This window comes from Legionella saoudiensis, assembly GCF_001465875.1.
GTDB lineage: Bacteria > Pseudomonadota > Gammaproteobacteria > Legionellales > Legionellaceae > Legionella > Legionella saoudiensis.
The window spans coordinates 24,527-48,826 of the sequence record NZ_LN901324.1 but is presented as its reverse complement, the minus strand read 5'-3'; the positions used below and the strand labels follow the sequence as shown (position 1 = coordinate 48,826).

Here is a 24,300-nt window from a genome sequence, read left to right as displayed (position 1 = left end):
CAAAGCAGCTCTTGCTGTAAACTAGGATTAATTAATCATCGTTAGACTAAGCAGTAATACATTGCTTGACTCATGCTGACGGGACTGAATGGACTGATGAAGATAGCCAAAATCCATAATAGCCGATTTAGAAAGCTGCTTGGCAATTCCGATAAATGCTCGATTCTGTTCAAACAGATAAGGTGAAGTCCATTGAGGATGGTTAAGATTGAAAAAGAACTCATTAAAGGTGGAAAAAGAATAATGGCGCCATTTAAAAGGAACTCGTAACCACAGACGTTGGCGCAAGCGAAAAGCCGTTTGCGATTGATTGCTTTGTTGCCGCTCTTCCAGTCGAGTTCGGCTTTGCAGACTAAAATGGGAATCATTCGCTATGCGCCAATTTAATTGTTGCCAGAATCGTGTTTCTGTCTGTCTTTTGTTTGCAGGCGTTTTTGTTAAAATCCAACCCGGTCCGACAAAAAACATTAGGTTAGGATTAAATTGGTAACCTAATCCCCCTAAAAAAAGAAATTGATTAAAAACCGATCTGTTATCGATTAAGCGCAGTTGAGGTTCCAAGTAATATTTAAACGAAGAGTTTTCAGATACCGGGCCAATAATATTTACAACAGCCCAATCTTTACTGTAGGTTCTAGTACTATGGGTCGTTTGCATGCCCATACAAAGAAAAAAACTGAGTATGACTTTTGCCCACCAAGAATAACTTACTTTATCCATAAAAAATGCTCATCGTCCAAACGTTATTATTAATCAATAAAATAGAAGAAAAACTATTGTATCTCATTAGCAAGGCTAAGTAGTACATGGCTGCCAATTATTTTAGACAGGCTCCTCCCTTTTAAAATACAGGTAACTGAAAAAAGGTAAACCCCTAATGATAATTCATTATTAAATTCCTATCATTGAAAAGAGAGCATTTTTATAGGAGTTTTATGATGAATATGAACGACTCAAAAAGCCTTATCCAAGCACAAATCCCAAACCCCAGTGACAATCCCGAGAAAGAACCTACTCCAGGAAAAGAACCCATACCCCAACAAGAGCCTATTCCAGGAAAAGAGCCCATACCTGAACGAGAACCTATTCCAGGTAACGAACCAATTCCCGAAAAAGAGCCTGTTCCAGGAACAGAACCTCTGATGCGTAGGAATATCGAAAGATATTCCTACATAGTAACACCAGGAAATACTTTTATTTAGTGCATTTATTTTAGTACCATAGAATCAATTCGCTAATAAAGCATTCTTCATGATTACCAAAGAAAAATGGGATAAGCTCGCAGAGTTAATGCATAAACTCAATATTAATGAGTCGGAGCTCACTGAAAAATTTATTGTGGGCAGTGGCAAAGGAGGCCAAAAGCTCCACAAAACTGCCTCCACCGTGTATTTAAAACACTACCCCTCCGGCATTGAAATAAAATGTCAAGAATCCAGAAGCCGAGAAGACAATCGATACTTCGCCAGAGTGCGACTTTGTGAAAAAATACACTCCTTAGTTTGCGATGAAAAAAGCAAAGCGCAACAACAAATTGAAAAAATAAAACGCCAAAAGAAACGGCGCAGCAGACGCTCCAAACAAAGAATGTTGGATGAAAAATCTAAAAAAGGTGCGATTAAGGTATTAAGAAAGTCACCGCAATCTTATGAATGAGGCTAATTTTCTTTCATTGATTATCTTAATGAATTATCATTGCGCATAATTAACTCGCAAATAAAAAGATTATTCTTTCATCAATGAATTACACAAGTAATGGCAATCAAGGGTTTTTTGAATTACTAGGAAGTCCTAACGCAGAGCTCTATTTATGAATTATCTTGCTCCGTCGAGAAAACTAATATAATGCAAAAAACGCTCTCAGTTAGTCAATCCAGCTACCCTTTCCATGTACTTACCATAACAAACAACCAATAGAATAATGGATAATGATAAAGGAGCGCAGATAGTCCAAATATTTATGCTTGCATAATTTTCACCCACATACCCTACAAAAATAGCTCCGATAACGCCACTAAAATAATAAGTCATTTTCCATGTAGCGAGGCCTAAACCCTCGTTTCCGGGGCCGAATGATGTTGCGGCCATTTTTTTTGAAATGGGTGAAAAGAGCATTTCGCCAATGGAGGCGAAGAATATAAAAATTAAGCTCAATGTTAGATAGCTAGTGGTCCCAAATAGCACATATCCGAGGCCGAGAAAAAAAGCCCCAGTGCTTAAAAGGACTAAATTCCCTTTGGCTTGTAATTTGCTAATCAATAATGGCTGAATAAATATTATCATTATCGGGTTTAATGATAATACCAGCCAGGACAAGAAAGGATTATTAAACCGTGAGACGGCTTCTAAAGGAAAATAAATTCGAATTAAGGAATAAATAACTCCATAAAAAAACACGATGGGAATAATCATAATTAGAGCTGACCAATTCCTTTTAACCGCATAGTTAATCTTTCTTTTTTCCATCACAAAGCCATCGTCCCTGCTGAGTAACAAAATAGCTGAGCATAAGAGGAGGAACCCAAAGAGTAGAAATAAACTCTTTAACCTCTCAGCATGAAAGTAACTCATAAAAAAACTGCTGATGGAAAATGATAAATTAAATACTACGGATTGAATCACAACAATTCGATTTTTCATTGCATCACTATCAGCCAATTTAATCAGCGCAGTTAGATTGGCGATCATCATAAAAACCCCACCAATACCGCATAAAAATAAAACTATCAGCAGATAGGAGTAAGAAGTTATGGACGAAAGTAAGAAAAAGCCCAGGGCATAAAGAAAAATTCCAAATGCCGAAACTTTAATTACCGAGATTTTGGTTGTTAAATAACCACTAATTAATGAGCCAATGCAAGTCCCAAGTGAGAACGCAGACAATAATTTTCCGACTTGGAAGGTTGTAAAGTGTAAGGAATGAACTAAATAGATTGAAATTAAGTGCGAGACACACATCGCAATTGATTCAATAACCACTAAGGGAATTACCTTTCCTGTGCCTTTGGGTACATCCGTATAGTTTGCCAAGTAATTTTTTAACCACGTGTTTGCCACGCTGTCCATAGATATAACCTATTTAAATCCATTTTATTTAGGAGGCCATATTCTGTGATATTTATAATTTTTGCAAGATGTAAATTAAAAAATCATCAGGATGGTTTATCATCCTGATATAAATGAATTTATTTAGCGGCGTTCATTTTGGCTAATTCTTCAGGAGAAGCCAGGAATTTATCTTCGAAATCAATAACAAAACCGGCAAAAATACGCACAATTCGGTCATCAATTTTTTCCGGGTAATGTACTGAAACGCTCCAATTATTCTCACTCTTATTGCGGTTTACTTCGGCAATAGGATGTGGATTAGTATTGGACTCGAGAATAACAAATCGATCAAAATTTTCATTTGCATAAGCACTGCCGATGTACTTCGCATTGCCTGATTCATCATACTCATAGATATTGAATTTAGCTGATTCAAGAGTCGCCATGTCCCCATCAATCAAACCAATTTTTATTCCACGAGTATCATAAATATCAATGTCGGTTGCCCAAGGATAGATAGAACCCATAGAAATTACGCGGGTAATCCCTGTAGCTTGCCAACCCTCTTTATTAGATAAATCATAGTTGGTGCGAATACGAAATGCGCTCTTTTTTATTGAACCTGGGTAAGTTTCTTTAAGTGGTGATTTGATTTGATACACTTCAGAAAACTTATAAATATCTTTGGTGACTGCTAAATCATAAGGATGATCTTCATGAACACCATAGCTGTTGGCGCCAGTTGCAAAAACGAGTGCAAACAGGAAAAACATACATGAGGTAAATAATTTACGCATTAAATACTCCTATGAGTTAAGTTTAAGGGCAATTGATGTTTCTTGGAAATGCAGGGCTATCATATAGGATTTTTATTAATGATTTATTAAGTTCGTGAATTTAAGTGTTTAATACGGTTAGATATCCAATACCGCGTTGAGCAGTTGCCGCGTATATGCCTGCTCCGGCTGCTGAAAAATTTTTTCACAAGACCCAAATTCAATTGCCTTTCCCGCCTTCATTACTAAAATGTCATCAGCGATGTACGATACAACACCCATATTATGGGTGATAAATAAATAAGAGAGCCCGGTTTCATGCTGTAATTCTTTTAATAAGTTAAGAATCTGGGCCTGCACGGAAATATCCAAAGCACTTGTCGGTTCATCACAAATCAAAATATCTGGTTCCGTGGCTAATGCTCTGGCAATACAAATCCTTTGACGTTGGCCACCAGAAAACTGATGAGGATAGCGATGCAAACTGCTTACAGGTAAATTCACTTGGCTCAAAAGCTCTTTTTGCCGCTTATGAATTAGCGCATGCTTCATGCCCTGAGCCCGCATGCCCTCAGCAATAATTTCCCCTACAGTCATCCTGGGATTCATTGAAGAGAACGGATCTTGGAAAATAATTTGTACTTTTTTGCGGTACTCTCTTAAATCTCGACCGCGCAACGATAAAATATCCTGCCCCCGATAGTTCACCAAACCACCAGAAACGGCTAATAAACGTAACAAAGCCCTACCAGTAGTCGTCTTTCCACAACCTGACTCTCCTACTAAAGCCAGGGTTTTTCCTTGTTGTAAACGGAAAGAAAGCTTGTCTACCGCAGGAAAGAGCACTTTAGTTCGGCTAAACCATCCCTTTTCTTGCACAAAATTAACTGACAAATCAGTTACTTGTAATATGGTTTCTGCCTCTCTAGTATTGGCATTCCAGGCAATTTTCTTCGCATCCAGAGGAGGCAACTTATGAAGCTCAGGATATAAATGGCAACGTACTATCCGCTGTTCCTGTTCTTGCAATTGAGGTTCTTCTTGGTGACAACGCGAAAAAGCATAACGACAACGAGGATGAAAACGGCATCCCGAAGGTAAGGCATCCAAAGCGGGCACAAAACCTTGAATTACCGATAAGCGCTCTTCTCTTTTAGCAAAAGAGGGTAATGAAGACAGCAATTGTTGCACATAAGGATGTTTCACTTGGGAAAAAAAGTCATTTGCTGTTGATTGCTCGACTATCTGCCCCGCATACATAACACATACTCTGTCAGCCATAGCTTTCACCACCCCTAAATCATGAGTGATGAGCAGCAAACTCATTTGATGATTCTTTTGTAGCTTTTTCAATAGTCCAAGTATCTGCGCCTGAATCGTTACATCCAGAGCAGTTGTTGGTTCATCAGCAATTAAAATTTCGGGGTTACAGGCTAAAGCCATGGCAATAACGACCCGCTGTTTTTGCCCCCCTGATAATTGATGGGGGTATTGCTGCATTTTGATTTGTGGTTGTGGCATTTCTACTTCGTTAAGCAATGCCAACATAGCCTGCTCTAAACCCTTTTTTGAATAGGGTTGTTTTCTTTTTAATACCTCGGCTAGTTGCTCGCCAATCGTCATGACTGGATTTAAAGCGGTCATTGGCTCTTGGAAAATCATAGCCAATCGCTTGCCCCTAAGCTGTCGCATCATCTGTTCTGGTAAATTAAGAATGTCCGTTCCATTAACATTAATTTGACTTTCAAGACCATAAACGCCGGTGTGTGGCAATAAACGCATCAAAGCTAAGGAGGTTAATGATTTGCCACAGCCTGACTCGCCTAACAAGACCAGAGTTTCTCCAGGATGGAGTATGAAGCTTAACTTATCCAACGCGGGAACCGTTTTATGCTGTTCTTGGAATGCGACTGACAATAAATGTGCTTCTACTCGATGTTCCATATCTTTTATTACTTATGAATATTCCTCTACTCTATCATATCTATGATAAAATAAACCCTAGTACCAATATTTGAGTGAACGCCATGTCAGAAAATTACACCGCCCAGGCCATTGAGGTCCTTAGTGGACTTGAGCCAGTTCAACGTCGCCCCGGGATGTATACCGATACCACCCGCCCAAATCATTTGGCTCAAGAAGTCATTGATAATAGCGTGGATGAAGTATTAGCTGGTTTTGCTAGCCACATCACGGTTACCCTTCATGAAGATGGTTCTATTGAAGTAGAAGATGATGGTCGCGGTATGCCTGTCGATATTCATCCACAAATAGGATTAAGCGGGGTTGAGGTGATTATGACGCGCCTGCACGCAGGTGGTAAGTTTTCTGATAAAAACTACAGCTTCTCAGGCGGGTTGCATGGTGTAGGGGTTTCCGTAGTGAATGCCTTATCAGAACGTCTGGATGTCACGATTAGACGCAATGGAATTGTTTACCAAATGTCCTTTGCTAATGGAGATAAACTCTGTGAGTTAAATGAGACTGGAGTAACTAAAAAGCGAGACACGGGAACCACCATTCGTTTTTGGCCCAATGCTAAATATTTCGATACCACCCGCATTTCCGTCAAACACCTCAGCCATATTTTAAGAGCCAAAGCGGTACTATGTACTGGTTTATCAATGACGTTCGTTAACAAAACAAGTGATGAAGTGTCTAATTGGTGTTATGAACATGGGCTGGTTGATTATTTAAATCAATCTTTAAGCGATGGGACATATTTACCTGAAGAACCATTTACTGGTGAGTTCAAAAGCGATGAGGCGACGGTGGATTGGGCATTGGTTTGGGCCGATGGCGCCAGCATGGGTTTTAGTGAAAGCTATGTGAACTTAATCCCAACTATCCAAGGTGGAACGCATGTTAATGGCTTACGTTCAGGTTTATTTGATGCGATGAATGAATTCTGTGAACTCAGAAACTTATTACCACGTGGCGTTAAACTTACTGCTGATGATCTTTGGGACTCGTGCCAATATGTCCTTTCTGTGAAAATGAAAGAACCTCAATTTGCAGGTCAAACTAAAGAACGCTTAAGCTCGCGACAAATCTCAGCGTTTGTCAGTAATGTGGTAAAGGATGCATTTGCATTGTGGTTAAACCAACATCGAAATCAAGGAGAGGCAATTGCCGCTCTAGCGATAGACCGTGCACAACGTCGTTTAAAACAAGCCAAGCAGGTAGCGCGTAAACGTGTAAGCCAAGGCCCTGCTCTTCCGGGAAAACTGGCGGATTGTTTGCAAACGGATCTAAGTCAAGCAGAACTTTTCCTGGTTGAGGGGGATTCTGCGGGCGGCTCTGCAAAGCAAGCGCGTAACAAAGACTATCAAGCAATACTCCCATTGCGTGGAAAAATATTAAATTCATGGGAAGTGGATTCGTCTCATGTGCTAGCCTCCCAAGAAATTCATGATATTTCTGTGGCAATAGGCGTTGATCCAGGCTCAGTGGATCTCAGTGGTCTGCGTTATGGAAAGATTTGTATTCTTGCCGATGCGGATTCCGACGGCGCACATATTGCAACCTTGATTTGTGCTTTATTTTTACGTCACTTTAAACCATTAGTCCAGGCAGGTCACGTATTTGTAGCGATGCCCCCTCTTTATCGTATCGATGCAGGAAAAGTGATTCACTATGCCCTTGATGATGAGGAAAAGAATCGCTTAATCGCCCATTTAACACAAACAAGCCGAGCTAAAATCAATGTGCAACGCTTTAAAGGATTGGGAGAGATGAATCCCATACAATTGCGTGAAACCACAATGGATCCTAATACCCGTCGTTTGGTTCAGCTTACTTTGGATGATGAAGCCAATGCCGAAGCAGTAATGGATATGATGCTCAATAAAAAACGAGCTGGAGATCGTAAGGTTTGGTTAGAAACGAAAGGAAATTTAGCAGAAATTTAGGCGATCTGATCACAGACAGTGCTCATACATATTTCCGCTTGATTTCCTTGCCGTTAAGTTTGTCATTCGAGCACCGCGAAACAATCCAGAGCTTGAACAAGTATCGCGTAAGCGTTCACGCTGTAAGTATTATTCTATTAATTAAATAAAAAACTGCTGTCATTGCGAACAAAGTGAAGCAACCCAGTACTGAGTCTTATCGAAGTATCGCTCTGGGTTGCTTCGCCATGGTTCGCAATAACGAAATTTACATAGCTCGTGAACGCTTACAGTATTCCTCTGGATTGTTTCGCTACATTTACAATGATGCTGCTCCACCCATTAATTTTCTCTTAAGTATCTTATGTTAAATTTATGAACGAAAATTTAACATTAAGAGTATTTGTTATGTCTTCGTTAAAAATAGATAAACTATTACGTGAGGGAATGCCACATCACATCCCTGTTCCACATAAGGCTCCTCCGTTCCTTATTCCAGACCCTCTTTCCAGACGCTTACGTAAGCATAACAATCAGGAAATTAAATTTCCATTTCCTAATCAAGCCGGCGTGTATATTAATACCAATGAACACCAAGTTCAGCATGTTTTTGCCCAGTTAGAGTCGTTCCCACTCATACCCGAAGCCATTCACATTGGTTTTTCTGGCTGGCATAATTTGGATATTATGGCCAAAAGAGGTTCATCGAGAGGGATTATTTGTGATATTAATCCAGAGAATGCATTATTTATGCATTACACCTTAAAATATCTAATAAGGTGTAACAATAAAGTTGATTTTATTGAGAAAATGACACAATTTGTTAAAGAAAATAGATATGAAGGATTTAGAACTAATTTTGAAAAAAACTCCGCCCAGCGTTTTGTTAAGCCTAAAAGTATAAAATTTAGCCTCAATATTAGCGAGGAGTACCCAGATCATTTCTCCGTAACTGAAGAAATTGCTTTAGAACAACAAAGAGAGACGAGCTGGTTATTTACAGAAGAGCGTTATCATTATATTAGAAATTTAGCATTAACAGATAAAATTACTGTGATTACTCAAAGTATTTGCGCCCATGAGACTTTTTTACGCATTCGCCGTTTATTAACTGAAAATGCAATTCAAATAGATACCGTGTATGTAAGTAACATAGGCGAATGGATGTATACTCAAGAACAAAAAGACAATTTTCTTGAAACGATAAACGTATTATTGGCCGATGATGAAACGATTCTAATTGATGCTAAAATCGCAAACCGTCAAAACAATGAACCGCCCTCTCAGCGTATTTTGAGAAAAGATAAGACTGCAGAACTCACCTTAAGTGAGTGGTTTTTCTCGGATAAAAAGCAAGAAAACATTGAGGAAAGGAATACGGTATTTACGCCCTAATCATCAAAAGAAATCCTGGTTGCGAACAACCAGGATACTACCACTTCAATAAGGGAATTATATTCGAATAATCATCCGTCCATAAAACCTGTTTATTATTAGCCACAAAATGCCATTCATTATCATTCATTAATTTAGCGGCTAACTCCTGATTCATGGTTAATAAAGCCCATTGCGAAGCAAATTGTCCTAAGGCGGCATTTCCTGAATCATTTTTACTAAACACCATAAGATCCAAAGCGCGCCCTACCGCAGTCACAACGGGTAATAAATCTAAATGCCGATTACTCAAATTAATTAGAATGGCGCCATCTTCGCTGATTTTCTGGCTATATAAAGAGAAAGCTTCCAAAGTAATTAAATGTATAGGAATGGCGTCCGAGCTAAACGCATCAACCATTAAAAGCTTTTGCGATTTATCCTTTAATTGCTCTACCGCTAAACGGCCATCATTTTTGATAAGTTCAATTTGTGGAGGACAATCACGCAAATAGGTAAAATATTGCGGATTTTTAGCAATTTGAATCACTTGCTCATCGATTTCAATAATCTTAACCTGATCCGTAGGACGAAATTGGCAGGCCATAGTACCAATACCTAAGCCAATAATCGTGACCGGCATAGACTGCCATTGCTGTTGCAAATCCATAACAACCGATTGAATTGCCCCATAATAAGAACTAAAACCAAAGGGTTTTGCATCGCTCATTGCCTCCAATCCATGTACCGTAGATTGGCTAATCAAGGCATGCACAGCACTTCTGTTAACGCCTTTATCAACAACTTTTTTTACCCCATAAAAATTCCGTTCTTGCACTAAAATATTATCTTCTTGCAAATAGGGTGAAAAGAGAAAACTAAATAAAATGAATAAAGATCCTAATAAACCTACTTTACTTCGTCCCCAAACCGCGGTGATCGCTAGCGCGACAATAGCAGCTATTTGGAAATTCGAAAATCCTGCTGGCCATTGAATGGCAGGAATAAAATAATGGCCTAATAAAATAGCTAAAACAACAGCAGGAATAGCCAATGACTGCAGTATAGACTGTGGTTGGTACACCTGTTTTATTTCACCATTGGGCCCCGCAGACCAGCTTATGGGTAAAGCAATTAAACTGAGTAAAAGCGCTAAAGGATATTCATAAACCTGGTTAAACCAGTGCGGGGCCAAAATCCCATTAAATATACCCGCTAAAACACCCCCAAGAGCTAAGCAAAAATAAAATAAAGTAAGTAATTGCGGCTTTGGTCTTTTTAAGAATAGTTGCCGATGGCAGAGTACTGCCAAAATAAAAAAACTAGCTAAATTAAATAAGATACTCTGCCATGCCCGAACTTGGCTCACATTCAAAACAAAACAAAGTACCGTAAATACTAAAAACAAAACAAAGTTTTGAGCAAACCAGCTAAAGGAAATGAGGGATTTGGATGAGAAGGCAAATATGAATGTCAGTAAATACAATGCCAGAGGTAATACCCAAAACAAAGGGGTCGCAGCAACATCCGTTGTAATATATAAAGTAACACCCAACATTAAACTACATGGAACAAAACTTAAAAACACCCAGAGAGCCATCTGTCTCCAAGGCCAGGGCGAATTATCTTGGGTTTCTGATTTTAAGGGGGTGAAGCGGTTAGTGCAAAATATTAATAACAAAAGTCCTATATAAGTTAAATAACCTATTCCCCACCAATGAAATTGCCCTTTTAAGCCAATAAAACGTTCGATTATCCAAGGATAAAGTACTAAAGAAGACAAGCTTCCTAAATTAGAGGCACTGTATAAAAAATAAGGATCAGCAGCTCCTTTCGCTTTAGTCTGGCTATAAGCAAATTGTAATAAGGGAGCCGAAGCGCCAAGAGCTAATAGTGGCAACCCCAATTGCGTTAATAAATTATGCAAAATACCCCATTCAGGTGCTCCTGGAGAAACGACTGGTTGTAAAAAAACAGGGAGGGCGCTCAAGCTAAGTATTAGGACGCTGCTGTGAATTATCCGCCAAATTTTAGTATTTTTAAAAACACTCAAAAACGCTGCATACCCATACGCGATCAATAGTACTGCCTGAAAAAATAGCATGCAGACCGCCCAAACGGCAGGAGTTCCACCATAAATAGGTAATAAAGCCTTCGCAGCCATAGGTTGGATACTGAATAACAAAACTGCGCTTAGGAATAAGCACACAGGAAATAGAAAATGTAGCACCACCACACATCCTTGTTGAAGAACTAAATTTGTAAGAGTCCGAAGTTATTGTTTAATGGCATCATGTAGGCTGGGCTGTCAAGCCCAGCACTGGTCGCTTGGAGATTGTTTGCTGGGCTTGACAGCCCAGCCTACGACTTTCGCCATGACGCGAACGCTTACCTAAAATTCTATAAAGGCCGTATTGTAGGATTATAAAAATTAATATTCAACTTAAACGCGTAAACGTATGAAATCATCAATAAACCTAGCAATTTAGAATTAAGTGGCGCATATTTATACCTATCTTAATTTACAGGAGTAATGATGGATCAATTTCCTAATGTTCCAACTCAGCAATATGATCAAATCAGAAATACCATAAATTCAGGTGATCTTCTGTTTGGCTCGGGTACATCAATTATGTCAAAAATGATTGAAGGTGCGACCGGCAGTGTTTGGAGTCATGTTGCCTTTGTTATTCGCCTGGAGGTCATGGACCGAATTATGGTCTTAGAGAGCGTTGAAAGCATTGGCGTACGTACCGTACCATTAAGTAGTTATGTTCGCGATTATAATGGGACTAAGGCTGCATATCCGGGACGAATTATGATTGCTCGCCATCAAGATTTTCAAACCCAATACGTTGCCGGTCTTTCTCGGCAAGCGATTGATTTATTAGGCTATCCGTACAATACGGAAGACATTCTGCGTATCGCGGCGCGTTTAGGAATATCTGCTTTTGGCTTTGATAAAACCAGTCCAGAAATTACTGCACATAATGCTTATATTTGCTCAGAATATGTTTCGCTTTGCTATAAATCGGTGGGAATTAATGTGGATTATGATCCGGAAGGCTTTATCACACCTGCAGATTTTGCTCGCTCTCCAAAGGTGACCCCATTATTTTTCATTGCACCAGAATAACTTTTAGGAAAGTGCATCCCCGATTTTTTTATAATCTCGTTCACCAAAAATTGCAGAGTCATAAGAATAATATTTAAACTCCAGTAAGTTATTGCTGGGATCTTTCAGGAAAAACGATCGATGCTCTATACGAGTACCAGTAAATCGAGTTTTTACTGGGATTTCCAAAGGAACCTGTTGAGCATGTAACCGGTCAATAAATGCCAGAAAATCTTCTTGCTTAAGAAAAATTAAACCAAAATGACGTGGATAAATACTCTCCTGCATAGGCACTGGCTCTTCAACTTTATGGGCCACAATTTGATGGTCCCCAAAATTAAAAATTAATGCATGTTCCGATTCTCGTCCTAAAATAAATCCTAATTTATCTTGATAAAAGTCCTTAGCTAAAGCCAGGTCATGTATTGGAAATGCCAAATGAAACAAGGTTTTCATAATGGTTGCTCCAAATAAAATTATCAATTTTATGCATAGGCTTTTCCGCCCAGGCGAAAAGATGCAAATTTAAATATTATTAAATTATATGACATTGTATTACCTACATGGAATAGCATCGACAAGGATGGATAAAGTATGTGAAAATGGCCGCTACTTTGGTATGGTCACCACTCATGTGCGGTATGCACATTTTGGTATGGTGACGTTTATGAATACGCCTTAATATTTCATTAGCGATTTTTGATAACCCATCAATAATCTAAACATAGAGATAAAATGAGCTACTTACATCAACTTATTGATTACATCCTTCACATTGATATTTATTTGAATACCTTTGTTACTACTTATGGATTTTGGACTTATCTTGCTTTATTTGCAGTGATTTTCTGTGAAACCGGGCTCATCGTCACGCCATTTCTGCCCGGAGATTCACTGTTATTTGCTGCAGGAAGTATCGCTGCTCAGCCGGATAATTCATTTAATATAATCATTCTATTTATGCTACTTTTTATTGCCTCAGTATTAGGAAATCAACTTAATTTTCTTATTGGTAGAGCATTAGGCCCACGTATTTTTTCCGCCAATGAATCTTGGTTATTAAATAAAAAACATTTGCACGATGCCCATGTTTTTTATGAAAAACATGGCGGAAAAACCATTATCTTTGCGCGCTTTCTTCCCATCATTCGTACTTTTGCTCCCTTTGTTGCTGGCATAGGTACCATGAAAGTACTGCATTTTTCTCTTTATAACGTAGTAAGTGCCCTGCTTTGGATTGGTGGCTTGCTTAGTTTAGGGTACTTTTTAGGCTCAATCCCTGTTGTTAAAGCTAATTTTGTCCTAGTAATTTATGGGATTATATTTGTTTCTCTATTACCTGCGTTTTTGGCATTAGTTAATAAAAAAAAAGGGCGATTGTAGATTAGATTTTGTTTAAGAATCTCATCCTGTATTTACTTTAAATGTTCCTAGTCCCGCGCAAACCGCGGAGACTAGGAACATAGAGGAGCAGAGGCAATTGCTTGTATTTATAATGTACTTACAATTGCTGTTGCTATATTTTCTTCCATGCGTATTTGCTTTTTGAACTGAACTAATTGCCAATCATAATTTTTTGACGTTTCCGCCAAAGTGCAGTGCAGATTTGCATTTATCAGCTCATGCAACAGCATGGTACGAAATGAATGAGGATGAGTATTGCCATTCTTATTATTCTCAAGATAGCTAACTAAACGCTTCTTAGCTTCATTAAAGTCTTTTACCTCATTGATTTCAGCTAAAAAGTCTTTAGCGCGCTGTCTTCCCGTTTCACCATGGCGGTGAAAAAAAGAAAAGGTAATATTGTCACTATAGTCGCAATACCGTATTACCGCATCACCTATTGCACGTTGCAAAGTCTCTACATTACTTAGTTCTTTAAATAATTTATTACGATCGGGTTTATGCAGCAACGAGGAGGTTGATCCTACTTCTACTTTTTTCCCGGACTCGACCCTACCCTCAGGCTTTACTGTTTCTTCAGGTTTATTTGCTGTTTTCGTATCCTTTACCGTCTTAGTATTGTGCGTTGGACGAGGAACAACTGTCTGAATTTCTTCAATAAAGGTTGTCCAATGTCCATTTCCCTCATTATTGACCGTAAGGATTGGTCGATCAGGTAGATCAGTAAAAGGATATTTTTGCTGTTTATTTTCTAAGGTATGTAAATTAACTTCAAATGGATAGGATAAATAATCCAAATCCAAATGGGTTCCCCAAAAATAGTTTTGCGTGATGCGTTGGATTGCAGGGGGTATCATTGAATTAGGTGCGATCGGTGTTTCCTCCGTAATCGCATCAAGGGCCACATCGTCACCATAAAATAAACGCAAAAACAATGGTGCTAACGTATAGTTTTCATAGCCATCAACAAATAAAGTATTATCTTCTTGCAGTATTGCTATCACATGCTTTTTTATTTCTGCCGAAACCCCTTCATAAAGCGCTTCCGATATTGCCTTTCGTCGATTGTCACGCTCTTGTTCGGTAAGACTAGGTAGATGCGCTTCTATTAGCTCCACCAATTTAGGTCTGTCTACATTCCATGTAGCTTCATTAAATATTGCCTGCCAGGGTGCTTGTTGTTCCGCTTCACTAATATTAAGAACGTTCTCTAATAAATGTGGAAGCATGGCTAGGCTTAGCCTCTTTTTCAGTTCAAGTTCAGTTAAACCTTTACTGGCTAAGGCTTCATTAACACTTACTCTTTTTAATGTTGCCGTTGGAGTGTGACCTCCATTTGATGTAATTAACTTTCTAACTTGTTCCGCAGTCAACTTCAATGAGCTAGCGCCACTGTCATTTATTTTGGCTAACTCTTTCTTGAATAAGGCTAACTTATTTATTTTTACCTTTGTAGCCTCTCCCTTTACATTAATATAAGAGAGTTCATCATTGCAAAAAATATAACTATTTTTAAATTGGTTAAGATTCGCAGGAAATTCAGTCAGTAGATGAAAATTACGACCGCCAAATAAAGCAGTTTTAATTTTATTATCACTAAACTCGTTGTACCTGCTGTCATTATCCTTTTTTAAACCATAAAACAGGTATGAAAAATTGACAAAACTACTGGTACCAACAAGACTTTTATACCCATCATCAACTCGCGACTGCACACAAGCCTTGCGCAATTCGTCGATCTTATATTGATAAGCAATTCTCCTAAGCCCCATTTGCATGCGATCTAATAATGCTTTCTGTTTATTAGGATTATTGAGGTCAAATGCACAAATGGCATAATAATCATTGGTCAGAGAGGGATCTAAAGCAACCCAGCGCTCAAACATAGGACGACGTACATCGCCATGAGCCGCTCTTTCTTTTTTAATAATATCAATTAAACCGATAGCAAAAGCATAAAAAGCACAATTACCAAGTCCTGGATTGTCGATGCGTCTTGTTATCTTTTTTTGAGCAGGAGCCGTTGTCTGCTTAGGCAAATTATCGGCACCTTCAGACTCAATAGCTATGGGAAGGTTTGCAGAACCTTGCTTAGAGTCTAAAATTAAATCAGATGTATTCTTTGTGCCGCCAGTCATAGCCCCTCCGGGAATATAGGATATACTCCACTGTGTATAGTTATTATACTACGAGAGAGCAAAGCATTCAATGGGGAATCTATTTAAACTATTGGGGGTATTACTTGCTATATACTACTCTTCTGGTTATATTGCGCTGCCTTATTTGGAGGAAGTATTTAATTAGTAAGGAGCGCGGAAAAAAGACCCCGCTGAATCCAACTTTTAAGGTAGGAAGCAGCATGCATTCCAACATCCTCCTCAGCGACCCATTGACAAAGCCCTTCGCAAAGTGAGCCAAAAGAAACGCCTTGAGCCAGCCTATCTAAAGCCCAGGCCTCATCCGGTGTTAAACTACAAAATTGCATCACTAATTCAGGGGTTCGCCATAAAATCCAAGCTTCGGCTTCTGCTTGTTGTTGTAACTCTGGCATATCCTGTTCATGAGCTAACGCTTGCCACAGGGACACACTATTCCACAAATAATTAAATCGCTGTACTGAAGGATGAAGGACAAATTGCAAATCAGCCCAGGCCTCTGCTGGAACTGCTGCCATATCCGCGACAGATACCACAGGCGCCTCTATTGCATCAAAAGCTAAAGTCATTCTCCATTCAAAATCAGTTAACTCCCCAAGGTAAGGGTATGGTGCATAATTAGTTCGTACAAAAGTCGGCAGATTATCTCCAAACCAGCGAATCGAACGAAATGAAGAAGGATACTCTTTAATGTAGGCTCGAGCCAGGTGGTTAAACTCTTCGGTGCCAAGATAAGCATAGAGGCAAGGAAAATTTGCCACCAGACTTTCAATTAGGCGTAACTCATAAGCATCGCGATAAATCCCTAAACGCGTCTCGGCTGTAACCTGCTCGGTATGCATGATGGAACTATGAATTTCGTTATCGCCATATAATAAAAATTGTTGGAATTGTTCTTGTAACTGCTTCAGCTCATTCATACCAATACCTCATTGTATAATACTGATTCAGTAATACTACGAGCCTTATCCATTTCAGCTAATAATTCGGCGAGCGCAGGCATATTATCATCGCGCTCAATCATGGTAGAGACTTTCCCTAAATGGCGGATTGTTGCTGCATAAAGCTCCCATACCGCCTGTACCACTGGTGCGTCATGAGTATCAATAATATAGGCACCATGGTTAGAATGCCCTGCTAAATGAATTTGCACAACTCGCTCTTTAGGCATTGCATAAATATAATCTAAAGGATTAAATTGATGATTAACTGAACTTACATATACATTATTTACGTCTAATAAAATATAACAGCCCGATTCTTTAACTATTTCCAGAAGAAATTCCCATTCCGACATTTCTGACTGTTTATAGGTTAGATAACTGGATACATTTTCAATTAAAATTGGGCGTTGCAGAAAATCTTGTACCTGATGAATGCGCGATACAATATGCTTTATCGCATATTGAGTATAAGGAATGGGCAATAAATCATGGGCATTAAGGCCGTTAACACCAGTCCAGCACAAATGATCAGAAATCCATTTCGGTTCCACCCGGGAAGCTAAATTTTTTACTTGCTGTAGGTAATCATGATCTAAAGGGTCACAACTTCCCAAGGAAAGAGAGACGCCATGCATTACCACAGGATAATATTCCCGAATTTTATCAAGATAATATAAAGGCTTGCCACCCGGAATTAGATAATTTTCCGTAACTAATTCAAACCAATCGACGTTCGGTTTTTGCAATAAAATTTCTTCATAGTAGTCTGGTCTTAATCCTAGACCAAAACCAAGAAAGGGCATGTTTTGCATGGACTTATATTGAGACATAATCAACCTTGATTGCACCAGGCATGGAGCATGGCTGGTGCAAGGCAAAAATTACTGAACGGTACCGCCAGCTTTTTGGCATTCTTCTTTGGTCATTTTAACAACGCCTTTTCCTTTGCAGGAATTTTGGCCTTTGCAGGAATTATCAGCAGTTTTGCACGCACTTTGACCCTTGCAAGAATTACCGCCTTTACAGTGAACCATATGAGAAGAAGAGGAAGTATCATTAGCAAATGCTGGAGCTAAAGCGAACATAGAAGCAGCACCCACAGCAAGTGCAGCACCAGTTAATTTAATTTTGTTCATTTGATTAATTCCTTTTAATTGAATTGATAAGCGCTTGAGATACCAAATAACAATTTGGTCATTTGCATTTTAGAAAGCAATATTAATTTTTGTCAAGTAAGGTCTTAAATTAATACTATACTCAAAACATTAATGAACTCAGTTAATAGCTAATGAAGCTAAATTTATTCTCCTCAGCAGGTGTATAAACTCATTGGAGAATATTTATTTATCAAAGTGTTGAACAGCTGTTAAGAGGCATTCTTAATGCCGATGAAAAGAAAGGTGGGCTATTGCCATTTATATTAGCTTAATGGACTTGACAAACCCCAAGGATAGACCAAAATTTACTCATTGGCATCAATTTCAACTCTATCTGACAGGACCTGAACGGAGACCATGATGGCTACAGCAAAAAGACCTAGGGAAGCCCGCCCTGCGCGCGAAATAGATGCAATCTATAAACGCCGAACGGTACGTGATTACAAACCGCAAAAAATCGAAGCACCAATGATTCATGCCTTACTTAATGCCGCGGTTCATGCACCAACCGCATTACGTGAAGAACCCTGGGCCTTTGCGATAATTCAAGATACCGAAATGCTCAAGCAACTATCTGATACGATACAAGGCTTGATTTATAATGAAGCACGTAATTACCCCAAATTGATGAAGCGCGTCAAAGAACTCACAGAAAAGCCAAATTTTAACGCATTCTATAATGCAAGCACTCTTATCGTTATTTACAGTAGGTTTCAAAGACCTTTTGTTGTAGCTGATTGCTGGTTAGCCGCGGAAAATTTAATGCTCACAGCTTGTGTTAATGGTTTAGGTTCTTGTGTGGTATCCCTTGCTGTTCCTGCTTTAAATACTCCAGAATGGAAATCAAAACTCCATGTTGGAGCTGAAATGATTGCAATTGCACCAATTATAATAGGGGTTCCCGCCGGTGCTGTCGAACCCGTGCCCCGTTTAGAGCCTGATATTCTTTCCTGGATATAACGCAAAAACTCAATCCAAACCATCTTAACACCAAGCTCCTGATTAAATCAGGATGCTGGTTGTATTTATATAGGACTCCCTGTAACAAGCACCATTCACGCAACTACAAAGCATAATTTTCTTTTATTCCTTATGCCTCATCATTATTCGTGGCATACCAAATCTTTCCTTGCATCACCTTAGCCCACCAAGCATCCATAGACTCTTGATCCATCAAGTGCCAATCAGGGGTATGGCTTACCAAGGCCTCTCCCATAGCTTTTGCCTTTTGTGTTTCCTCAACTAACTGCTGTTGCTGATTTTGTTTCCATAAAGAAACATAGTCAGTCAGTTTAAGCCCAGGATTATTTTCGATAAGATTTATCAATTCAAACCCGTTAGCTAGAGCCTTAAATACTCCGGAGGCCGTATGCGGCCTTAAGGTCGCCGCAGCATCGCCTACAAAAATTACCCGATTACTTGCATAAGGCGGCAAATGAAAATCAAAAATAGCCTGGAGGAAAGGCCTTGAGGTTTCCATGATAATTTCTTTAATTGCAGTTGGTAATACTTGAACGAAATTGTGCAGATATTGCATGTGCTCTACGGTTAATGTTCCTGCGGGTAGAGAATAAGTGCGCTGATTGCCTTCGTTATCAATTAATAAACTATTTAAAGAGCGGCCTCTTCTATCTTCATACATAACCCAGTTCAGTAATGTTTTTCCTTTTGCACCAGGAATTCGGTATAAAAGAATATGACCATGCGGATAAACGCTATAAGGGATATGCTGATGAAAAAGCTTATCTGAGTTTAAATGCTCATTATCCATAACACCCCGCCAAGCCACATAACCTGCATACTCTGGCTGAGCATTTGGTAATAAATGAGCACGCACAGTGGAGTCTATTCCATCCGCAGCAATAACTAGATCTGCATTATAAACAGTACCGTCAGACGTTTTCACTAGACAGCCTTCCTGCGTTTCTTCAAGGTGGCAGACTTCAGCATTCGTATAATAGTTTATCGACTCAACTCGTTTGCGTAGATTTTGATACACATCAACCCAATTTAAGGTCATAACTTGGATTGCTTGCTTCCAAAATACTTGAATGTCTGGAGTTTCCTGTTCATTTTTACGAATAAAGGAGCGACTGGTAACTAATAGACGTGGGATGTCTGCGTCAAATAAATCATTTTCTATACATTGATTAATTACCGCCTCAGGAAGCGTAATCCCTGAGCCTTGACCTATTCGTCCTGATGATTGCTCCAAAATGCTAACGTTTGCCCCTAAACGTTGAAGCAAAATAGCTAAAGCGCAACCGGCAATCGAGCCTCCAACAACTACTACATTTTTTCCACGCATAAATCACTTTTAAGTGGTAACAGAGTTAATCATCATACAAAATTATTTTAACAAAACAATCTCTAAAATAAACCTGCTACATTCATGAGCCCAGACCACTTTTGATAAAGCCTGATAAGAGCTAGTCTGTATGCTACCAATGACCATCATATGGGCGATGCTCTTTAAGTTCTTCTTTTGTTTTACCGCGATGATAGTGAAGCTTCCATTCCTTGGTTTGAGTGGTTTTATTCCAAAAAGGGTGATAATCAAGAGCAAAAATACGGCGTGAATGTCCTTCAACTTGTTTGTATAGGTTAATTCCCCCGCCTCCTGTTTTAGCATAAAACAGCAAAGCTACACGATAATTACCCTTTCGCATCGCCCCATAAGCAGCCAAGGAGGTAACCACTGCTGTGGCTGCCGTTTTTCCGTAAGATGAATACTTGGATTTGGGTTCTTTTATTTTGTCAGCCACAAGTTCCTCTCTCATAAAGGCATCGGATCCTATCTGATGATAAAAAACTGACATATAAAACCACACTTAGGATATTATTTGCAATTAATGTTTTGCATAAATAACAATCGACAATAAAACCATTCCCATTCCTATCATTTGCCCAAGCGTGAGTTGTTCACCTAATAAGAGCCAAGCAAGAAGTACCGTTGCCAAAGGCATTATCGCCGTAGATAACGAAGCCATTACGCCATCCACGCTTTGCGAACCAAAATACCAAAAAACATAAAATAAACCTGAACTTAAGCCTAAAACAATTAGAACCCACCAACTAAATCCATCAATGTGAATACTACTCCACGAATTCAGGCTTAAAAAACATAATAAAATGGCATTGATCCCATTAAGCAACGAGGAAACTAAAAATACGGGTAGGGAACTTACATACATCTTGCTTAAAATGTAATAAGCAGCCTCTGGAAGTAAGGAAATTAATACAATGGCATCACCTAAAAACGAGTGACTTACAACCGCGCCCCCCAACTTTTCTCGTGCAATAACCAAGAGGCCAAACGTTGCAAAGCCAATACAAATCGCGTTCTTTCCGGAAATCTTCTCATTTAAAATAATCCAGGACATAAGCGCAATAATTGCGGGTAAAACACTAGTAATGATACCGGCTACATTCGCATCCGTATAATGTAAGCCCAATAACATTAATGCATTAAAAAGGACGCCCGCACATAAAGCCTGAGCTAAAATAAAATACCAATCTCGTCGTTTTAATTGCGAGAAATAATAGGCAATAGACAGCTTTCTTGCCGGTGACAACTCATGTAGCACCAATAAAATTGCAGCCGCTAAACTAAAACGAAGCGCGAGAACGAGCTGGATAGGAATGGAGGCCAGGATGTACTTAGACAATACGATATTAATCCCCACCATCACTTGCGCAAGAAAAAGAAAGAACATGCCCCTGATAAAAGAATCACTTTTTTGCATCGCGTACCGCTTTTTTATTTCGAAGTACGAGCAAGTTTAGCAGGCTTAAAAGCAAAATTAGTTATCCGATACATGCATTGGTTGTGCCGTTACACGCCATTGCGATGGCGATACTCCATACACTTTAGTAAAACGCCGGCTAAATGCAGATAAATTCTCGTAACCAACTTTAAAGGCTACCTCTTCAATTGAACGCGTCGTTCTGGCTAATAAAGCCCGAGCCTGCTCTAATTTTTTCATGCGCCAATATTCAGCAAGAGCACATCCCATCTGTTCCTTAAAACGACGCTGTAGTTGGCTAATACTCAAATGACAATGTCTAGCTACCTGACTAAGCTGGACTGGCTCGGCAAAATGTAAATCAATCCAATGCTTTGCTTTTTGCACCAATGCATCCCCTTCTGGGGCAAAGGGTTTGGTGGTAATTTGCAGTAACAATTGATTCAATAAGGCATCCGTAAATACATCAGGTTCATTATTAGTTAAATAATGATGGCTAAATTGAATCAACTTTTTAGCGCTGCTTGATAGGTTCAGCAAACTAGGAATGGAGCCCTCATTCCATAAATAGCATTTATCTTTAACATCAATAACTAAAAAAAGATTATCCTCGCCCCCAGAAAAACAATGCCGCTCTTCAGGGGCAATATAAACGCCTATGTCCTTATGAATAAGTCCGGAATACTGATTTACTTCCAACTCCATAGAACCATACAAAGGAAGCACCAACTGAGCAAAATCATGAATATGGCTACAACTTTCGGAATGATAGGAGCGCAGCTCGATGTGATTGTGAAACACGCTATTGTCCTTTCTGAAACCAATTACCCAAAATGGGTGGCATAATTATAACTCGGAGTGCAGGATGAGCAAACATTGTTGTAGCTATTGCATATCTTCATCATTCAAATTAAATACTTCTTGAATATTTTCCAACTGCTCCTCAACAACATTTAATTTCTCAAAACTTGCGATGTGAAATAAAGCTTGGCCTGCATGCACTAATGGCAACATACATTCGCCAATGATTATTCCTGAAATAGGTGACTTTAATTTGTATTCTTCTGTGCTGGTAGGATTAGCAATAATCGCAATGATTTGCCCTTTGCTGACACGATTACCGGCTTTTTTAATGTGCCGCAAGATGCCACTAATCGGAGCCCTTAGCCAATAACTATTTCTTGAAATAGTTGGGGTAAATTTTTTTAAGCCGAATCGTCCAGGTTTAATCATATCTAAAGCTGCCATAACGCTCAAAATACCATTAAGTCCCGTTCTAATTGATAATTCGTCAAAGCGCAAAGCTTCTCCACCTTCATAAACTAAAATAGCTACACCCTGCTCATTAGCATATTCTCTCATGGAGCCATCTCTAAAGGCAGAATGCAAAATCACCGGCACATTAAAAGCCCGAGCCAAAGCTTCCAGGCCTGGCATATCCAGATTGGCGCGAATCTGCGGTAAATTAAATCGATGATTTGATCCCGTATGCAAATCAATAACATACTGAGATTGCGAAAGAACTTCTGAACTAATTACTCCAGCAAGAATCGATGCCAGCGAGCCTTTTGGACCACCTGGAAAAGAGCGATTTAAATCCCGCCGGTCCATTAAATAACGCTCTTGATATAAAAAGCCATAAACATTAACTATGGGGATCGCAATGATGCTGCCCTTAATATGCTTTAACCCTTTTTTATGTACTAAACGCCTAATGATTTCCACCCCATTGATCTCATCCCCATGGATAGCTGCTGTCACACAAAGTGCAGGCCCCTCCTCCGTACCATTAATGACGTGTATGGGTAAGCTCATCGGAGTCCAATCGTATAATTTAGGTAAAGGTAAAAAAACGGTTTTCCTCTCACCTGGCTTGATGCGTTCGTCACCTATAACAATATTTGCTTTACTCATTAATGATCCTTATATGAGTTTTCCTGCAAGATGAGCGTAAGAAAAAATTGAGGAGTAGAAGTTGAAAAAATATGTAAAAGCAATGAGATAGACTTATTTTTATTACTAGCCGCACAAGCCATAACAAACCTCCTGTCCATTAAGGTTACCTATAAGTATAGTGCATTTTTAATAGAACAGGTTCGTGCTTAAAAGCAGTTTACATTAGTAAATTTAAGCCCAAATTTCCTGATTTTCATGTTTAAAAATTCAGGCTATTTGGGCCAATATAATAAATTTTAGTGTTGTGTTTTATGCTTGGATTTACCACACAACCAATCAAAACTGACTTCAAGTTCATCCGCAATTTTTTTCATGGCATAAGCATCTAAAGCAACTACACCATTTAGTAAAGCCTCTATTTTAAACTTGGGCAGTTCAAATAATTTGGAGCATACTTGGACGCGCTCAGTCATCAAGGATGGAACACCTAGCTCGTCAAGTTCATGATTCAAACGTTCAGTTAGTTTTTTGTTTGACATAGTATTTCTCCTCTTTGCTTTTTATTAGTGTAAAACACTTAAGCTTAAGGGTTGATTAACTCCTCAACGTTTTTTAAAAATTATTTTTATGGGAATAATATTTGGAGTTAAGCCCTGAGCCAATGGAGAAAACCCTCCTCCCAGTTGTCTACAAAGTTTGATGCGAACCCTTTACGCGTTAAGAAAATTTTAAAAAGTGTAGGTTAGCTCAAGACCCAACCTACAATTAATCCCATAAACAAGCCACTGCTTTTT

Annotated in this window: 23 protein-coding genes; 7 read left to right on the top strand and 16 right to left on the bottom strand. The window is 39.0% G+C overall.

Translation table 11 applies throughout. From position 1 onward, the window contains the following. Positions 1-27 precede the first annotated feature (27 nt). Entirely contained in the window at positions 28-720 is a 693-nt protein-coding gene (locus tag BN3124_RS09345) for a DUF2490 domain-containing protein (RefSeq protein WP_058534543.1), read from the bottom strand. A 215-nt stretch (positions 721-935) separates the two neighbouring features. Between BN3124_RS09345 and BN3124_RS09340 the strand changes: the two genes are divergently transcribed. Beyond that, a complete protein-coding gene (locus BN3124_RS09340; protein WP_149865240.1) occupies positions 936-1,202 on the top strand; it encodes a hypothetical protein in 267 nt (88 codons plus the stop codon). Between the two features lie 49 nt (positions 1,203-1,251). After that, positions 1,252-1,656 (top strand): peptide chain release factor family protein, encoded by a 405-nt coding sequence (locus BN3124_RS09335; protein WP_058534541.1) that lies wholly within the window; start codon positions 1,252-1,254, stop codon positions 1,654-1,656. 204 nt (positions 1,657-1,860) lie between these two features. Here BN3124_RS09335 and BN3124_RS09330 read toward each other — a convergent pair whose 3' ends face one another. From BN3124_RS09330 to BN3124_RS09320, 3 genes are all read right to left on the bottom strand, one after another. Then, on the bottom strand, positions 1,861-3,066 hold the full coding sequence (locus BN3124_RS09330) for an MFS transporter (RefSeq protein ID WP_058534540.1): 1,206 nt from the start codon (positions 3,064-3,066) through the stop codon (positions 1,861-1,863). A 119-nt stretch (positions 3,067-3,185) separates the two neighbouring features. After that, positions 3,186-3,845: a hypothetical protein gene (locus BN3124_RS09325; protein ID WP_058534539.1), complete on the bottom strand. Its 660-nt coding sequence runs from the start codon at positions 3,843-3,845 to the stop codon at positions 3,186-3,188. 117 nt (positions 3,846-3,962) lie between these two features. Then, positions 3,963-5,768, bottom strand: a complete 1,806-nt coding sequence (locus BN3124_RS09320; protein ID WP_058534538.1) for an ABC transporter ATP-binding protein — start codon at positions 5,766-5,768, stop codon at positions 3,963-3,965. A gap of 83 nt (positions 5,769-5,851) precedes the next feature. Between BN3124_RS09320 and parE the strand changes: the two genes are divergently transcribed. Together parE and BN3124_RS09310 are read left to right on the top strand one after the other, a co-directional pair. Continuing rightward, a complete protein-coding gene (gene parE / locus BN3124_RS09315; protein WP_058534537.1) occupies positions 5,852-7,735 on the top strand; it encodes a DNA topoisomerase IV subunit B in 1,884 nt (627 codons plus the stop codon). A 354-nt stretch (positions 7,736-8,089) separates the two neighbouring features. Next, positions 8,090-9,109, top strand: coding sequence for an LIC_10091 family protein (locus BN3124_RS09310; RefSeq protein ID WP_149865239.1), 1,020 nt, complete (start codon positions 8,090-8,092; stop codon positions 9,107-9,109). 37 nt (positions 9,110-9,146) lie between these two features. On the opposite strand, the gene BN3124_RS09305 is transcribed toward BN3124_RS09310, so the two are convergent. Further along, entirely contained in the window at positions 9,147-11,318 is a 2,172-nt protein-coding gene (locus tag BN3124_RS09305) for a spermidine synthase (RefSeq protein ID WP_058535860.1), read from the bottom strand. 303 nt (positions 11,319-11,621) lie between these two features. On the opposite strand from BN3124_RS09305, the gene BN3124_RS09300 reads away from it, so the two are divergent. Continuing rightward, on the top strand, positions 11,622-12,224 hold the full coding sequence (locus tag BN3124_RS09300; RefSeq protein WP_058534535.1) for a YiiX/YebB-like N1pC/P60 family cysteine hydrolase: 603 nt from the start codon (positions 11,622-11,624) through the stop codon (positions 12,222-12,224). Positions 12,225-12,227: 3 nt separating this feature from the next. On the opposite strand, the gene BN3124_RS09295 is transcribed toward BN3124_RS09300, so the two are convergent. Next, entirely contained in the window at positions 12,228-12,659 is a 432-nt protein-coding gene (locus tag BN3124_RS09295; RefSeq protein ID WP_058534534.1) for a VOC family protein, read from the bottom strand. Between the two features lie 279 nt (positions 12,660-12,938). On the opposite strand from BN3124_RS09295, the gene BN3124_RS09290 reads away from it, so the two are divergent. After that, complete coding sequence (locus BN3124_RS09290; RefSeq protein ID WP_058534533.1) at positions 12,939-13,586, top strand: DedA family protein; 648 nt, start codon at positions 12,939-12,941, stop codon at positions 13,584-13,586. Positions 13,587-13,693: 107 nt separating this feature from the next. Here BN3124_RS09290 and BN3124_RS09285 read toward each other — a convergent pair whose 3' ends face one another. The 4 genes from BN3124_RS09285 to bufA2 form a co-directional block, all read right to left on the bottom strand. Beyond that, positions 13,694-15,745, bottom strand: a complete 2,052-nt coding sequence (locus tag BN3124_RS09285) for a hypothetical protein (RefSeq protein WP_058534532.1) — start codon at positions 15,743-15,745, stop codon at positions 13,694-13,696. 158 nt (positions 15,746-15,903) lie between these two features. After that, positions 15,904-16,683, bottom strand: a complete 780-nt coding sequence (locus tag BN3124_RS09280) for an HvfC/BufC N-terminal domain-containing protein (RefSeq protein ID WP_058534531.1) — start codon at positions 16,681-16,683, stop codon at positions 15,904-15,906. Further along, positions 16,680-17,543, bottom strand: a complete 864-nt coding sequence (bufB, locus tag BN3124_RS09275; RefSeq protein ID WP_196398921.1) for an MNIO family bufferin maturase — start codon at positions 17,541-17,543, stop codon at positions 16,680-16,682. The genes BN3124_RS09280 and bufB overlap by 4 nt, the downstream gene beginning before the upstream one ends. A gap of 45 nt (positions 17,544-17,588) precedes the next feature. Next, the gene (bufA2, locus tag BN3124_RS09270; RefSeq protein ID WP_058534529.1) at positions 17,589-17,843 is read right to left on the bottom strand and encodes a BufA2 family periplasmic bufferin-type metallophore; all 255 of its coding nucleotides are present in this window, start codon (positions 17,841-17,843) and stop codon (positions 17,589-17,591) included. Between the two features lie 378 nt (positions 17,844-18,221). Here bufA2 and BN3124_RS09265 point away from each other — a divergent pair, with 378 nt between their 5' ends. Then, entirely contained in the window at positions 18,222-18,824 is a 603-nt protein-coding gene (locus BN3124_RS09265; RefSeq protein ID WP_330139186.1) for a nitroreductase family protein, read from the top strand. A 130-nt stretch (positions 18,825-18,954) separates the two neighbouring features. Here the strand turns inward: BN3124_RS09265 and BN3124_RS09260 are convergent, their stop codons facing one another. From BN3124_RS09260 to BN3124_RS09235, 6 genes are all read right to left on the bottom strand, one after another. Next, positions 18,955-20,172 (bottom strand): FAD binding domain-containing protein, encoded by a 1,218-nt coding sequence (locus tag BN3124_RS09260; protein WP_058534527.1) that lies wholly within the window; start codon positions 20,170-20,172, stop codon positions 18,955-18,957. A 133-nt stretch (positions 20,173-20,305) separates the two neighbouring features. Continuing rightward, entirely contained in the window at positions 20,306-20,629 is a 324-nt protein-coding gene (locus BN3124_RS09255; RefSeq protein ID WP_149865238.1) for a hypothetical protein, read from the bottom strand. An 84-nt stretch (positions 20,630-20,713) separates the two neighbouring features. Further along, complete coding sequence (locus BN3124_RS09250) at positions 20,714-21,610, bottom strand: DMT family transporter (RefSeq protein ID WP_058534525.1); 897 nt, start codon at positions 21,608-21,610, stop codon at positions 20,714-20,716. Between the two features lie 57 nt (positions 21,611-21,667). Next, complete coding sequence (locus BN3124_RS09245) at positions 21,668-22,411, bottom strand: AraC family transcriptional regulator (RefSeq protein ID WP_058534524.1); 744 nt, start codon at positions 22,409-22,411, stop codon at positions 21,668-21,670. Between the two features lie 84 nt (positions 22,412-22,495). Beyond that, complete coding sequence (locus tag BN3124_RS09240; protein ID WP_058534523.1) at positions 22,496-23,524, bottom strand: succinylglutamate desuccinylase/aspartoacylase family protein; 1,029 nt, start codon at positions 23,522-23,524, stop codon at positions 22,496-22,498. Positions 23,525-23,802: 278 nt separating this feature from the next. After that, on the bottom strand, positions 23,803-24,045 hold the full coding sequence (locus BN3124_RS09235; protein ID WP_058534522.1) for a hypothetical protein: 243 nt from the start codon (positions 24,043-24,045) through the stop codon (positions 23,803-23,805). Positions 24,046-24,300: the final 255 nt, after the last annotated feature.